The sequence below is a fragment of the Bacillus cereus group sp. BcHK124 genome (assembly GCF_027712065.1).
Lineage (GTDB): Bacteria > Bacillota > Bacilli > Bacillales > Bacillaceae_G > Bacillus_A > Bacillus_A pacificus.
Window position 1 is genome coordinate 47452 of the sequence record NZ_JAQFPJ010000013.1, and the last position, 13632, is coordinate 61083.

A 13632-nucleotide genomic window follows, 5' to 3' on the forward strand; every position below is an offset into this window, starting at 1 on the left:
TCATAATTGGCTTGAAAATGTTTGTATAGGGTTCATTAATATCTTAAGAAGCATCTATAATGTAAAATAAAATACTAATTGAGTAATTAGAAAAAACATTTTACGTACTACGACACGTATGTTACAATATCCACTTCATCCTTAATTAACTAGGGCTTTCATCCATTTAAAAAACCATCGTAATGAAAAATACGATGGTTTTCTTTTATTTTTTATTAACCTTATTCTCCACTAACAAGTTGACTTTCATCAAAGGGATTCATTATCAATATGTATTTTTTATTACCCAATCTCAGATTCACCTTATAAGGTCTATTCAAATTAAACATGTATATCTCTGGTTCAAAGTCATGTTTAAATTTATAACGACGCGCCGCATTTTCAATCACTATATACACATACTCAGCAAAACTATCTGGTTCCATACAATCATCCCATATTTCTTTCCACTTCGTTTTATCGACAACTACTTTATTTTTAAAATCAAGAGATAGAGTACTATATCCCATTAAACTTCCACTTCCTTTTAATATCTTATCTGATTATATAAGACTAACTTATTGGCATTACTTATAAATTGATTCTTAAATTAAAGAAAAACCCTCTAGTAACGATATTTCAAATCTAATTTGTCATAGCTGTCATAATATGTTCTACCGAAAGCATAATCTTTTTTCGATCCCTTTTTAATAATATACCCGGTTTCTATAAATGGACTTCTCCTATTTTGACAATGAGTACTACGATGCCCGTCTCCTCGTCCATGAAGATGCCATGTCGCACAATAAGGGCACCAAACTGCAAGATTTCCACTTTCATCTCTTTCATAGGCTAATAATACAGGCAATGATCTTTCACTTTTATTTAATCTCATATGTATCCTCCTAAAAAACACGATTTTAAAATTATAATATAAAGAAATAAAGTTTAATGATATATATGTTATCTTCCAATTACAAAAATTTCTTTTATAATAACTTCAGCTGAATATAGCCATCGTCGTTATCTTTTAAGTTTTCTTTTTGCTCCTTGTTCTTGCTATTTTTCTTTTTTAATTCAGCTTCTATTTCTTTTTCTACATGGAGAATCTTGTCTTTCATAAACCACCGTGGTAGTCCTGAAGGAAAATACTTTCTTTCATAAGCAGTGCGTTCTTTTTTAGGAATACATTTGTATTCCTCCCAAAACCTATTTCTAAAATTATCGATTTCATTTTTTGTTAAAAGTGGTATATCATCATAATCTTTGTTTAAAAGTTCTTGTTTTCTATATAATTGCTCTTTCTGTAATTGAATGCGTTTTCGTTCTTCTTCCTCTTTCTTTATTTTTTCTTGACGGATACGTAGCTCTTCTTGCTCCCTTTGTATTTTTTCTTTTTTTTGCACTTTATCTAACTTTTGTCCATACTTAGTCAAAAGCTTTTGATAAAATATTTTTTCCTTAGTATTATTTGTTTCCTGTTCATAATGTTGCTGTAATTCCTCTACAAACTCATTTAAACTTCTACCCTCAATCCATTTTTTATAACTATTTTGTTCCTTATTAAAATACATTTCATAATCATTCTTATCACTTAAGAAACGTGTTGGAAATCCTTTAAATAAAGTTTTTACGACTATATACCACTTATGGCACTCTTCATTTAAATAGTTCAACCAAGAATACCACTTACCGATTGAAGATAAATGAAATTGAACCTTTTCTGCCTCCAAGCGGTCTACTAGCATATTAAATTCCTTTTTATATTGATTGTATAAGTCGTTCATATAATCCTTTGCCATTTGTTCAGCCAATGTTTCCTCTTGCCTTCTGCGCTCCTCTGCTTTTTGTTGCTCTATCTCTAGTAGTTTGTTAGTATAGGCTATTTTTATTTCTTCTCTTGTTTTTCTCGCTAATTCTATACTATTTAATGCTTCCTCTATCTGCCAGGCTTTATCAAACTCAATAGCAGCATCTACTAACTTCGTGGGATCAGAATCACTTCTATGAATTTGGCCTTTAAATTTTTCATTTAATTGAGTACTCTTTTTCAGCCTCGTATCATTTTCACTATTTGGTGCACGCAATAATTCTGTTTCTAATAATACTGGTACAATGTCAGACTCTGCTATTCGGTTAACCAGAAATATATCATCTTGTGTTGAATGTTCTCGGTTCTCTAATAATGCATCTACCCTTAACTTAGAACTTTCGGGAGTTCTTCGAATTAAAAATACATGTCCATTATGATCAACAGTTACAATAACATGGTATACATCCATCAAATAGTTAAATGCTTTATTATTTTCCCCTGTTACAAAGAAGTACTCCTCTTTTAATGGAGCAATATATGTATACTCATATGAATTTGTTTCTGGATTAAAACTACTAATTCTTGTGCCACTATAACTATCCGTGTATATTTTTTCACCATTTACTTCTTTTTCCTTAGGTGGAAAGAAACTATCTAGTATTAACACCCATGCAGTTGGTACATTTTCTTCAAAATATATATTTGTTCTCTTTGCAATATTACTAGTCCGAATATTTGACGCCTGTACCTCGATTGCCAGCTTCAGCTCTTCTTTTCCATCAATTGTTTGCAGTACTGCTACGTCGGCACGTGAAATGTCTTTATATCGTTTCTCTTCTTTTACGATGTAACCAGCCTTACTAAATAATTCATATAAGTATTTCTTAGTTCTAGCATGTGCCAGTGATTCAAATGAAAAACATTGTTCTTTATCTAAATGAAAAAAATATGGATTTTTATTAACGGCCTTAGATCCTTTATTAAACGACATGATGTCTTCGCATATAGGGCATATTGCCTGATATATAGCTTTTCTTCCTTTAATAAGCTTAGCTTCCTTTTCATTATCTATAATCATAGAATCTAACTCTATATAACTTTTCTCCTGAAATTCTATTAAGTTACCACTAGGAAATATTTTTTTCCAACCATCAAAATACTTAATGTAAGAATACTGCATTTAATATACACCCTTTCAAAGAGGAATATTATTACCATCCATTTAATTCATTATAATACTATTCACGCATTAAAATTTATGAATATATACATTTAATTATTAATAGAAATTCTATGCTTACTTATTTTTATCTTCTGATTCTTATTAATAAATAGTTTAAAATCAACTTCAGATTAACTTTATTTTGCTATGATGGTAATAATTAAATAGGGCTAGGTTACTTCTATGAGAGGGGGGAATTATTTGTACAGAAACTTGTTGAATTTTTCATTATATTGTATTCTAAGTCTTTTTATATATTTAATAATTTTTTTTATCGCTATAAAACCTGCTATTATTAATGCTACGTCCATAGATTATAATAGGGTGCAATTTGTTTGGCTGTTACTTCTACTCATTTTAATTTCGATGATATATGGATTAATAATAAAAATATTAATTCGTCATAATTCTAGATATTCTCATTCAATCAAAAATGAAAGTATTTTATTTATATTTAGTCATATTTTCACTGCTCTTATTCTCTTTTTTTTTATTTCTATTTAGGCTTTTAAACGAATAACAAGTAAGATATGGCTTATTTTATTTTTATAATTGATTACCGAGAAATATTGAAAAATATATCACCACAAAAATATAGTTTTTCCGGCGGGATAAGGAAAGAGATATAGCCATCATAAGCCTCATTTTAAACAATAGACTTCTGGTTTCCCATGTAGCTAGTCTTACTATTTCTAGTATAAACTTCGGTCAGGGAACCATAAAAGCGACTCGTAAAGGTAATAAAAGATAGCCACTCGTTCTTGCTTAGATGATGTTCAGGGGTATATTAGGATTCGTCCTGATAAATATAACTGCCCTCAAGATGAAGACTTACTTTTTGTAACAAATTATAAAGGGAAATATACGCAGTTAACTGTTAGAGCTATACAGAAGTTATTTGACAAATATTCAAGTGCATTTGATGAAAAACGTAGCCCTCATAAACGACAGCACACATATGCCACCAATCATTATAAGGAAAACAAAGACCTAGTATTACTTCGAGATCAACTTAGACATACTTCAGTCGAAGTTACTAGTATCTATACAAATATTAGTAATGAGAAGAAACGTGAAGCTATTGATTGTTTAGAAAAAAGGCAACTTGAATAATTTAGCATATAATTCCCGAGAATTACAGTCTAGTTCATCTATTCACTAAGCACCTGTTGTAGAACGAAAATTGAGCGATTTAAATTTAAAGAATTGAACAAACATACCCCCGTTCTATATATAGGACGGGGGTAAAAATATAGTTGCTTAATCTCGATGTGAAATTGAAGATTTTTTTATCCAATGAATTAATTCAAAGGTACTAATTCTAATCGCGTAATTTATATTGGATAAATTCTATTATTAATCCTTGTAATTTGCAGCGATTTAGAGAGTAGATTTAGTCTTCAGAAGAGCTTCTTCTAAATCTTTAATTATTTTCGAATGTAATAACATCCACTTTTCGGCAGTATCTGGTTGACCTCCAAAGCTTAAAAAGAAGTTGTTCACTGTTTCTACCACATTTAGATCATTAAGTTCCATATGAAGATAGTAATGTCTTAAACATCGAATCAGATTTAAGATTTCAAAAAGTGTACGATGTTCTTTATATATACGCCCATCGATATCTTTCTTTTGCTTTTGCTCTTTGTGAAGTGATTCAAAAAAGATTTGCTGCATATAATTGATAAAATTCTCGAATTCGCGGTTGCTTTTACTTAATTTAAGGGAAACTAAATAAGCAATATTCCCCATGTTCTTAGGATGTAACTTGAAAATATCTATAGCAGTCGTATTCTCCATAATATCAGTCTGAAGATTTATGCATGCTATTAGTTTATTTCGATATTCTTCATCCTCTGGGACAAAGAGGATTCGATTGACTGAGGTTAAAGTAGTGTAAATATCATTGCTCTTTTTGTAGTTTGATTTATAAAACTTCAACACATCATCGTGGATTACATGGAAATCGTTTAGTTCGATATCTTCTTTGTTTTGTTCAATAAATCCCAAAATCCCTTCAAGTACTTTTCCTAAGCTGCTTGCGTCTTTTACGGCTATATTTTTAAACGCAGATACTATTTCTTCTTGAAGTCGTTCAAATGGTTCTTGCTTAATTTCTTTTCTTACAACATCATTTAATAAAGTAAATAAGAGTTCCAATGCTTCTATATTCGATATCTTTTGAATTAACATTTGTGAAGTAAAAGAACCATATTTTTTTTGTTTTCGAATGTAATTAATGTAATACTCAATACCTTCTATATTTTGATAGTTTATTAAATGTGCAGCACTCTTTAAAGCTATATTGTCTTTTTTATTAAGACTTTCTATTAAAATATCTTGAGTTTTTTGAGGTTCGAGCTGACTTAAATAAGCGGCACATGTATCAAAAATCTTCTCGTCTTCAGTGGACACCATTAACTCTTTTAAGTATGAAATTTCTACACCTAGATAAATTAAAGTTTTTAGACATTCCAACTTATCACGATTAGAAAGATTACTGTTACTAAATAATTTTTTTATTATCTCTATTGAATCCCTTACCTTATACTCTTTACAAAAGCTTAAATGATTGTATAGTATTTGCTCCCTGATGTCTTTATTTATTAGGTTCCAAAGGATTCTTTCCTGCATTAAAGACAAACTAACATATTTTTCTATATATTTAATTCCCACATGATTGTTTTTAATAACATAATCAAATGATATCATATCCAACAATATGTTTTCCGGATATTGAAGGTTAAACAGTCTTTGGAAAAACCATAATGACACATATATTGAACCAAATGTTACACTATTTTCGTTGTAAGTAATTGCAGTATTAAAATCAACGTGTTTTATTTTGTCATAGCATATTTGTGAAATTTTCTCTCTTTGTTCTTTAGAAAATTCGATATTCGAATTATTCGTTTTTATTTTATACGCCTCATTCAGTGTGAATACATCATAATCTGGAATTAATGTTTCGAATTCATCAAATGTAATAGGTTTTATTTTCAATATTTCTCTTAAGCACCGCAACATAAAACTATTATATTTCTCATCACCTTTTAAATTATCCCACATTTTATCGATTTCCAAATCATCGAAACATAATGCTTCTTTTTCTTCACCTATGAATATGTTTTTAACTTCTGCTAAAAACTTTTCTTTTGAGAAAATAATTTCAATAAATTCCATTAGTTTATTGTTTTGTATTTCTTCATAATTTTTAGAAGTGGGCTCTTCGATATTAAGATCATGTACTAATTTTTCTACGAAATCCTCCTCTTGATGATACACACGCATTTCAAAAATTATTTTCATTATTTCATTTTCAGATATTACATCATCTTTTTTATCGGAAATAAGTCTTAGTATATTCTCCTCTGTCATCGATAAAGCAATTACTTTGTAATAATAACGATCTTTTTTAATTTCCGCACGATTGTAAAAACTATCGAACAGCTGATTTAAAGTACCTGAAGCTACAAAAAAATTGAAAATAGTATACATTGCTTTGTGCGGAGATATGATATCTGATTTCCTTAAAAGTTCCCGCATCTTATTCCAAACAACCGAAGATTCCTGATAAATTAATGCTTTACCTACTATGCTAGGTATTAAATCATCAATATGAATATCCCTTAGTATCTGGGTGTTTTCAATAAAATAATCCAGTAGTTTTATAATTGCATCTAGTGATTGCAGTTTTTCTATACAATCATAAATAGCATAGTTTGATAAATGAATGGTTGAATCAAGATTAAAGTGCATTAAAGGAATGTGTTCAATAATAAATTCAATATAATCATCCACTGTTGAATATTTAGTTAAGAATCTAAAAAAAGAACCAATTAAGCCTACATTTTCTTTTTCTTGAAGAATAGGTAATACAGCATTAACAAGTTCATTATCCACCTGGTACAAACTTGTTAAAGTTGATAAGCTAACTGCCCGCAATTCAGTATTAATATCTATGTTTAATACAAGATCAATGAGTTTGTTTTTTAAATCCATTTCTGCATATTCTTTGAAGTATCGAATTATATAAACAGCGTTGTATTTATCCATATTACTACTTGAACTTATGATTTTATCCTTTAAATAACTGTATGTTTCATTATTCATCGCTAATTTTGCTAAATCAAATGGATTATCTCCTAACCAAATATCACGGGAGGAGTATCTCTCATATAGAGTTTTAAAAATTTGATTACGTTGTTGCTTTGTTAATCTTCCAACTTCTAAATCTAAGAGCATTGAAGGATCTATAGTAATTAGATTTTCAATTAGATCTTGGCTATCTCTCAAATATAACAAAAAAGCTACAGTGTTTTTCCATGATGGCAGAATATTAAATTCAGGCAATCCATCTATAGTAATTAATTGTAAAATATCATCGAGGCTCTTATTTTTTAAAGCGTCTGCAGCAAGATACTCATTGTAATTATTATGAATAAACTGGAAACTAATATTATTATTATTAAATCTTTTTTTAATTATAGATAAATTTTTAATGACATGCCTAGTTTCTTTATTAGGGATAATTGTCATAAGCTGTTTATTTGTTAAGAAATTTGATTGGATGCTTTCCATAACTAATGCTATTTTTTGTAAATTGAAGTATACTTTTTCTAATTCATACGATTCCTTAAATAAGATATCTTCTTCTAATTCATTTAGTTTTTCATTGATTGAAGATTTTATAACTTCATTAATAATTTTCGCAGTATTTTTAGGGAGAGAATTATTTATTTTATAATAATCAATAATTGCATTTAGATTGAATGGATTTTTCATAAATTCCATATAATTAAATATTTTAGCATCCTGTAGAAGTGCATTATATTTCAAAGGTAATTTATTTTTTACAAATTGTTCAATATCACGGGAGGAAAAAGGTAATAGTTGAACCAATTCTGCATTATTAAAGTTATTTGAATAAGCATTTGAGCGAGATGCAATACAAAAGTGTGAATCACAAAACTTATCCCGAAAAGACTGCAATTTTTTTATAAGTAATGCCTTATTTTGGACTTGATCAAATTCATCAAATAGAAAAAGAAACTTTAAATCTTTAAATTTAGTAAAGTCTCCATATTCCTTTTCTAGTAACATTTGAATATCTTCATCTGCATACATATTTAATGAATAATATAAGGCAAGATAGTTGTTACTTGGATCGCGATTACTCATAATTTCATAAGCACTTCTTTTTAAAAATATACTCTTACCTTCACCTGCATCCCCAAGTAATACAATAAACTTATTACTTTTTACTAAATCTAATAAATTCGAATCTTTAGTATTTCTCATATAAAGTAAATCCATAGGGATTGAATCTTTAAATGCTTTACAACTAATAATATTTCTTTTGATTGATTCCCCTGTTTCCTTTGTTAAATCTATAACCTTTTTTCTTAAATCATCCAAATCATTCAGATCATCAGAAGCTCTTTTGGTAACCGAAACATCTTTTTCATTACGCATAGCTAATACCACCTTTTGTTAACTTATCCAACTCTATCAGAAAAATTATATCATATACTGTGTTCACGAATTTTAAACAATACCCAGCTTAAAACATCCGCGTGCTCCTGAGGTTTCAATCTACGGTTATGAACCTTAATCTTCTCTATATAAGCCTCTCTTAATCAATTTTATATGGTTTCACGCTGTTTTTGCTTAGGTGAGATCATTTCTTATTGGTTTGTAGTAATTGACTCTTAGAATTCCTTATGTGATTCTTCATTGATCGCTCCTCCTATTTTATTTTTATTTACTTCTTATCCGAACCGAAGACACAGCGCATTCCAAATCGAGGCACAGCATATGTAGTTCCAATTTTACGGATTGAGCCTTTTGGGAAATCATTTATTCTTTTACGTAATGTTGATGATTCAATTCCCCACTCTTCTATAGCACCTGTACTACTCATAATTTCGTTATCCAATAGATTAAGGTCTCCCCGTTCTACATCTTCAAAATTAAATCTATCCATCTCTAACTGCTGCAGCATGTCTCTTTCGTCCCCTTTTACAGCAAATAAATTATAATCCTCTCCCTGATGGACCTCTTCTAACACTTCTACGTTTAGATACTCATTGGCAGCTACCTCAATCGTACTATTCTCAGATATATAATAGTAGCTACCTTCTTTTACTTTGAATATAGCCTTATTCCATATACCATCTGCACCAGTACCTTCAAAAATCTGTTCCGCTTTTATTTGTTGATTGATTTTTCTGAATTTTGTTGAAAAATAAAAATAAAACAGTTAAATACAATGGGGATTTTGCTACAATGGTAATATATAACATCAGTAGACTTCTATAGGATGGGGGAATAAATAATGATTGTTTCAACTAAGGGAAACAATGAAATTACAAAGCTACTAAACGATTGGTATCTTGAAATCCGCTCAAGACGTATAGGTAATGCTCATCAATTAAAAGAAATAATTGATACTAAGATTCATAGTATTGAAGAGGATCAGAATTTATTGCTCTACTACTCACTACTAGATTTTAGATATCAATTTGTAATTGATAATTTAAGCGTTTCAAAAAGCAGTTTTGACAAAGTTGAGGCTTTTGATATGCCTACAGATAATTTCTTAGCTTATTATTATCACTTTTTCAAAGGAATTCATGCCTCTACTATTGGAGAATATCAAATCGCAAAAGAGAGTTATGAAAACGCAGAAAAACTTTTAGACTGCATTCCTGATGAATTGGAAAAAGCGGAATTTTATTATAAAGTTGGAGCTTTCCATTATGATATGTATCAAGGGCTCTTATCTTATAAAAAAGTATCAGAGGCAAGGGAAATCTTTGCTCAACATGCTGGGTATGAAATTAATGTCGCTTTTTGTGATAACCTTATAGGCCTAGCTTGTACTCATTTGAGAGAATGGGAACTCGCAGAAGAGTATTTTACGAAAGCAATGGATATGTTCCAAAAAATAGACGAAGAGCAATTTATTTTAATGGTGCGTCAAAATTTAGGGTTAATGTATGCTACTCAAAACCTCTCGTCATTAGCTATTAGATATCTTTCAGAAGTAAATCAAAAAATGCCTAACAATTATAAAGCACTATTTATTGAGGCAAGGGAACATATGAAAGAAGGAAATCACTCCGTTGCAAAAGATCTCATAGTAACAGGACATTCCATTTGTGAAGAGGTTGCAAATATAGAGTATCTGCACCATTTTAAAATATTAGATGCAATGAATGGAGATTTTCCTGCCGAAACACTTGAAAAGACAGTGTTAGAAGGCGTATCATATTTTAAAGAGCAAGAACTTTTCGAATACATTAAAGAGTATGAAGAATATCTTGCTACTGCATTTTATAAAGAAAATAACCATGTTAAAGCAAGTCATTATTTCTATTCATGTTCTCAAGCAGGAAAAAAAGCTTTTGAGAAGGAGGCATTAAAATGAAAAAGACAATGCTCGGTTTAGTTGGTGTAATTACTATTTTTACTTTAATGTTTGGTGCCCAATCCCCTACAGAAACACAGAAAGCTATTGATGTTATTCAATATGCACACGGAAATCATGGTGGTTAAAGTCTTAATTTAATTCATTTTTCATAACTCATGCATTATGAAAAGGGAAGAAATTTTTCTTCCCTTTTTTAGATTATTTTATTTTGTATATGTTATTTTTCTATTTTTACTGTCTAAACTTTGTTGTCTATTTATTATAATTCTTGGTGAATCGTTAGAATTATAAATTATTGTACCTAAATCTAATACAATAGATAGATTTTCATTAATTCTGTTCATAAAATAATCATCAGGTAACCAACCCAAAATTCATTAAAGTTCCTCCTTAAGTACATTAACGTGACAAAACTAGATTTCAGCGAGAGATACATTTTGTCATTGAAGGTTGTACTTTTTTAATTAATAACACCATAAAAATTTGTTAAATTAGAGATAGGTTATTATTGCATGGATATAGAAAGATACTAGGAGTTGAATATAATGAAAAAAAAGTATATTGAATTTATCTTAGAAAATCAGGAACATATGAAAAAAATACAGGAATTAGATAATATATCTAAAGAAATTGGAGATCATTTACTTGGTAAGATCGAAAGAACTTCTAATGGCATTTTAATTTCTGAAAGTAAAGTGCATGACTTGAGCTATCTTGAAAGGGAACTTGAGCGATTAATTGAAGATAATTACTTCATGGACAACGATTGTGATTGCTTCGGTATGATAGAGCAAGGATATATGCATGCCCTTTATAACCATTTCCCATTAGATTTGATAGAAGCTATAACCACTGAACAAACGAGAAGACATACAAGAAAAAGGCATCCTAAAAAGAGTTGGGAAAAGCTAAGATCTTATGGATTGGAAACGGTAGATAAAAGGAAGAATACGAACATCGCATTTTAATACTAAAAGTTTAAATTAAAAAATGACTCCCGACAAATTAGAAAAGACAATTAAAACAAGAATGTTGTATAATGTTGTATTTTGATAAAGAAGACCTACATGAATATGTATTAGAATAAATTAAAAAATTTGTGGTTTTATTCCTTCAAGAAAATAACCGTTCAAGTGTATATGTTATAAAAAAATATAATTACACCATTCCTTATACATTTATTAGAATGAGTTAAAAAGATTGGGACATTTAGAGAGGAGGCGCAACTATTAATGCATACACAAGAAGATTTTTATAAGAAATTAATAGAGGAACAAAGAGTAGTAACGATATTTTTAATAAACGGAGTAAGAGTACCTGGAGTCATTATTGCTGTTGATAAATTTTCAGTGCTAGTCTCCAGTAACGGAAAGCAACAATTCCTTTATAAACAAGCTATTTCAACGGTTTCTTTATAAATAAAAATCTGCTTAAAATTGAATTTTGTTAATTTAAGAAGTTGTAAAAATAAAAAAAGGAATCCTTAGTAAAAGGATTCACCCCAGGAAATATAGATAAATAAAAAGAATTAAGTTTATTATAAAATAAAAGCATACTAAACATATTGAGAAACAAAAAATATTGAAGGTTGATAGCAAAGATTAATGTTTGCTATACTAAATGCGCACAAATATATGCAAAATCACAAATAAAATAAGGGCAGCTATGCTAGGCTGCCCTTATTTTATTTTTAATTTCATAATCCGCTATTTAATTTGAGGTATTTATAAACCTAGTACACTAACAATCTGACATGCTTTGGAATTTGCAATATGATAGTACATCTCTAATCCTCTTCTTTCGGAGCGGAGAATCTTGCCACGCATCTTAGATAAATGCTGAGATACAGTTGATTGAGGGACATCTAATAGCTCTGTTAATTGTGTTACATTACAAATTTTGCGGTGTTCTAGCTCCTTCACAATTTGTAATCTAACTGGATGAGCCATAATCTTTAATAATTCTACATCCGCCTCTGGGATTTTGTACATTTCATTACTTGCTTGAATAGTTGTCATTTTAATTTCTCCTTTTATAATTTCTTTTTGTTTTAATTATCTATTTTTAAGTATGTTTTTTTACTTGAGTACATTGTTCATAACCACTATATTGTTTGTTCTTTTGTCTCTGTATCAGATTTAATATATAGAAGTATTATGATGGCTAAAAATCCAATAAAAGATAGCATAGGTATTGAGATGAATCCGAATAAATTTAAGTAATCCTCTGTACAAGAAACTCCTACTGAACAAGTCTTCATCTCACTAATAGGAAACGCTTGAATTGTAATTTGATAGACAGATAACATTAAACCGATACACGCAAATGGAAATGCATACGTGCTGACGTGCGGATCTTTTCTATACATTCCTATCCCCAGTATTAATACTAATGGATACATGGCCATTCTTTGGTACCAGCACAAATCACATGGCGGCAGCTTCATCCATTCACTAAAAAACAAACTAATTAACATTGCACTAGTAGCTATCGTCCAAGCAATTGCAATGTGGTACTTACGAATCCATTCCATTTTATGTTCTCCTCACACGATTTTAGTTGCATTGAAGGTTTTATAATAAGGATGTGATATTATCTCAATTATCTATTTAGAATGTCACTAACTTATTTCCGTATTTGGAATAACCGGTTTCAATGGATAGTATCCAATCATTTAGATCTTCCCAGTCATACCCCTTATCTTTCAACTCTGGTGGAAAGCAATTCTCAAAATCATCACGCATTCCGTACATAGTTTCTAATGCTGTTTCTAGTGGACCGAATCTATATACAATATGTGTTTTCACTCGTTTGTTTTTCTTTTCTGCTACAGCCAAATATACATATCGTCTTTCCTTTGCTAAAACAAACTTCAAGAACCCTGGTATTTGACTCATCTAAAACATTCCCCTTTCGGTTTTCCTTACCCTTTTCTGTTATATACGAGTAAGGAAAACAAGCGCTTTTGCTGTATTAATTTAAGAGATGTCTCATTTTTTTGCTTTGAAAATACAAGAACACACTCATTATGACAATATTTATCACACCAGCTGCAGCTCCAATTTTTGATATAACATACACATATTCATTACCGCTAAATGAAAATAGACTCAAAAAAATAAAGAAAGTAGAAATAAAAAAAGATAAGAGCATGTTTCTTTTGTTTCCATTCATTCAAGAAACCTC

The 13632-nt window shown here is 29.7% G+C and carries 14 protein-coding genes and 2 pseudogenes; 6 read left to right on the top strand and 10 right to left on the bottom strand.

All coding sequences use genetic code 11. The features are described from left to right. Positions 1 to 221: 221 nt before the first annotated feature. The 3 genes from PDK19_RS18405 to PDK19_RS18415 all read right to left on the bottom strand — a co-directional run bounded on the left by PDK19_RS18405 (position 222) and on the right by PDK19_RS18415 (position 2972). On the bottom strand, positions 222 to 509 hold the full coding sequence (locus PDK19_RS18405) for a hypothetical protein (protein WP_046648672.1): 288 nt from the start codon (positions 507 to 509) through the stop codon (positions 222 to 224). Positions 510 to 604: 95 nt separating this feature from the next. After that, positions 605 to 874: a hypothetical protein gene (locus tag PDK19_RS18410; protein ID WP_228920426.1), complete on the bottom strand. Its 270-nt coding sequence runs from the start codon at positions 872 to 874 to the stop codon at positions 605 to 607. A gap of 94 nt (positions 875 to 968) precedes the next feature. Continuing rightward, entirely contained in the window at positions 969 to 2972 is a 2004-nt protein-coding gene (locus PDK19_RS18415) for a competence protein CoiA family protein (RefSeq protein WP_046648668.1), read from the bottom strand. Positions 2973 to 3215: 243 nt separating this feature from the next. On the opposite strand from PDK19_RS18415, the gene PDK19_RS27325 reads away from it, so the two are divergent. Both PDK19_RS27325 and PDK19_RS18420 read left to right on the top strand, forming a co-directional pair. Then, positions 3216 to 3518 (top strand): hypothetical protein, encoded by a 303-nt coding sequence (locus PDK19_RS27325; protein ID WP_061130459.1) that lies wholly within the window; start codon positions 3216 to 3218, stop codon positions 3516 to 3518. Positions 3519 to 3565: 47 nt separating this feature from the next. Then, positions 3566 to 4127, top strand: a pseudogene (locus PDK19_RS18420) (tyrosine-type recombinase/integrase); the annotation flags it as partial. Positions 4128 to 4394: 267 nt separating this feature from the next. Here PDK19_RS18420 and PDK19_RS18425 read toward each other — a convergent pair. The 3 genes and pseudogenes from PDK19_RS18425 to PDK19_RS18435 form a co-directional block, all read right to left on the bottom strand. Beyond that, complete coding sequence (locus PDK19_RS18425; protein WP_046648666.1) at positions 4395 to 8486, bottom strand: NACHT domain-containing protein; 4092 nt, start codon at positions 8484 to 8486, stop codon at positions 4395 to 4397. A 53-nt stretch (positions 8487 to 8539) separates the two neighbouring features. Then, a pseudogene (locus PDK19_RS18430) lies at positions 8540 to 8748 on the bottom strand (transposase); the annotation flags it as partial. Positions 8749 to 8775: 27 nt separating this feature from the next. Further along, the gene (locus PDK19_RS18435; RefSeq protein WP_046648664.1) at positions 8776 to 9225 is read right to left on the bottom strand and encodes a helix-turn-helix domain-containing protein; all 450 of its coding nucleotides are present in this window, start codon (positions 9223 to 9225) and stop codon (positions 8776 to 8778) included. Between the two features lie 123 nt (positions 9226 to 9348). On the opposite strand from PDK19_RS18435, the gene PDK19_RS18440 reads away from it, so the two are divergent. The 4 genes from PDK19_RS18440 to hfq all read left to right on the top strand — a co-directional run bounded on the left by PDK19_RS18440 (position 9349) and on the right by hfq (position 11864). Further along, positions 9349 to 10443, top strand: a complete 1095-nt coding sequence (locus PDK19_RS18440) for a Rap family tetratricopeptide repeat protein (protein ID WP_046648662.1) — start codon at positions 9349 to 9351, stop codon at positions 10441 to 10443. Next, positions 10440 to 10571 (top strand): Phr family secreted Rap phosphatase inhibitor, encoded by a 132-nt coding sequence (locus PDK19_RS18445; RefSeq protein ID WP_086706967.1) that lies wholly within the window; start codon positions 10440 to 10442, stop codon positions 10569 to 10571. The genes PDK19_RS18440 and PDK19_RS18445 overlap by 4 nt, the downstream gene beginning before the upstream one ends. A 420-nt stretch (positions 10572 to 10991) precedes the next feature. Next, positions 10992 to 11414 carry a hypothetical protein gene (locus PDK19_RS18450; RefSeq protein ID WP_046648660.1) on the top strand — a complete coding sequence of 141 codons (423 nt, stop codon included), beginning with the start codon at positions 10992 to 10994 and terminating at the stop codon, positions 11412 to 11414. Positions 11415 to 11678: 264 nt separating this feature from the next. After that, positions 11679 to 11864, top strand: coding sequence for an RNA chaperone Hfq (hfq, locus tag PDK19_RS18455; RefSeq protein ID WP_046648658.1), 186 nt, complete (start codon positions 11679 to 11681; stop codon positions 11862 to 11864). Positions 11865 to 12170: 306 nt separating this feature from the next. On the opposite strand, the gene PDK19_RS18460 is transcribed toward hfq, so the two are convergent. The 4 genes from PDK19_RS18460 to PDK19_RS18475 all read right to left on the bottom strand — a co-directional run bounded on the left by PDK19_RS18460 (position 12171) and on the right by PDK19_RS18475 (position 13620). Continuing rightward, positions 12171 to 12464: an ArsR/SmtB family transcription factor gene (locus PDK19_RS18460; protein WP_000207870.1), complete on the bottom strand. Its 294-nt coding sequence runs from the start codon at positions 12462 to 12464 to the stop codon at positions 12171 to 12173. Positions 12465 to 12550: 86 nt separating this feature from the next. Next, positions 12551 to 12979: a disulfide oxidoreductase gene (locus tag PDK19_RS18465; protein WP_046648657.1), complete on the bottom strand. Its 429-nt coding sequence runs from the start codon at positions 12977 to 12979 to the stop codon at positions 12551 to 12553. Between the two features lie 76 nt (positions 12980 to 13055). Continuing rightward, entirely contained in the window at positions 13056 to 13343 is a 288-nt protein-coding gene (locus PDK19_RS18470; protein ID WP_000078380.1) for a hypothetical protein, read from the bottom strand. A gap of 76 nt (positions 13344 to 13419) precedes the next feature. Then, the gene (locus tag PDK19_RS18475) at positions 13420 to 13620 is read right to left on the bottom strand and encodes a hypothetical protein (protein WP_044797021.1); all 201 of its coding nucleotides are present in this window, start codon (positions 13618 to 13620) and stop codon (positions 13420 to 13422) included. Positions 13621 to 13632 lie beyond the last annotated feature (12 nt).

Excerpts from the sequence above, each read along its gene's own strand:
- PDK19_RS18405 (WP_046648672.1), bottom strand. The coding sequence starts at position 509 with ATGGGATATAGTACTCTATCTCTTGATTTTAAAAATAAAGTAGTTGTC.
- PDK19_RS18410 (WP_228920426.1), bottom strand. The coding sequence starts at position 874 with ATGAGATTAAATAAAAGTGAAAGATCATTGCCTGTATTATTAGCCTAT.
- PDK19_RS18415 (WP_046648668.1), bottom strand. The coding sequence starts at position 2,972 with ATGCAGTATTCTTACATTAAGTATTTTGATGGTTGGAAAAAAATATTT.
- PDK19_RS18425 (WP_046648666.1), bottom strand. The coding sequence starts at position 8,486 with ATGCGTAATGAAAAAGATGTTTCGGTTACCAAAAGAGCTTCTGATGAT.
- PDK19_RS18440 (WP_046648662.1), top strand. The coding sequence starts at position 9,349 with ATGATTGTTTCAACTAAGGGAAACAATGAAATTACAAAGCTACTAAAC.
- PDK19_RS18445 (WP_086706967.1), top strand. The coding sequence starts at position 10,440 with ATGAAAAAGACAATGCTCGGTTTAGTTGGTGTAATTACTATTTTTACT.
- PDK19_RS18450 (WP_046648660.1), top strand. The coding sequence starts at position 10,992 with ATGAAAAAAAAGTATATTGAATTTATCTTAGAAAATCAGGAACATATG.
- hfq (WP_046648658.1), top strand. The coding sequence starts at position 11,679 with ATGCATACACAAGAAGATTTTTATAAGAAATTAATAGAGGAACAAAGA.
- PDK19_RS18460 (WP_000207870.1), bottom strand. The coding sequence starts at position 12,464 with ATGACAACTATTCAAGCAAGTAATGAAATGTACAAAATCCCAGAGGCG.
- PDK19_RS18465 (WP_046648657.1), bottom strand. The coding sequence starts at position 12,979 with ATGGAATGGATTCGTAAGTACCACATTGCAATTGCTTGGACGATAGCT.
- PDK19_RS18470 (WP_000078380.1), bottom strand. The coding sequence starts at position 13,343 with ATGAGTCAAATACCAGGGTTCTTGAAGTTTGTTTTAGCAAAGGAAAGA.
- PDK19_RS18475 (WP_044797021.1), bottom strand. The coding sequence starts at position 13,620 with ATGAATGGAAACAAAAGAAACATGCTCTTATCTTTTTTTATTTCTACT.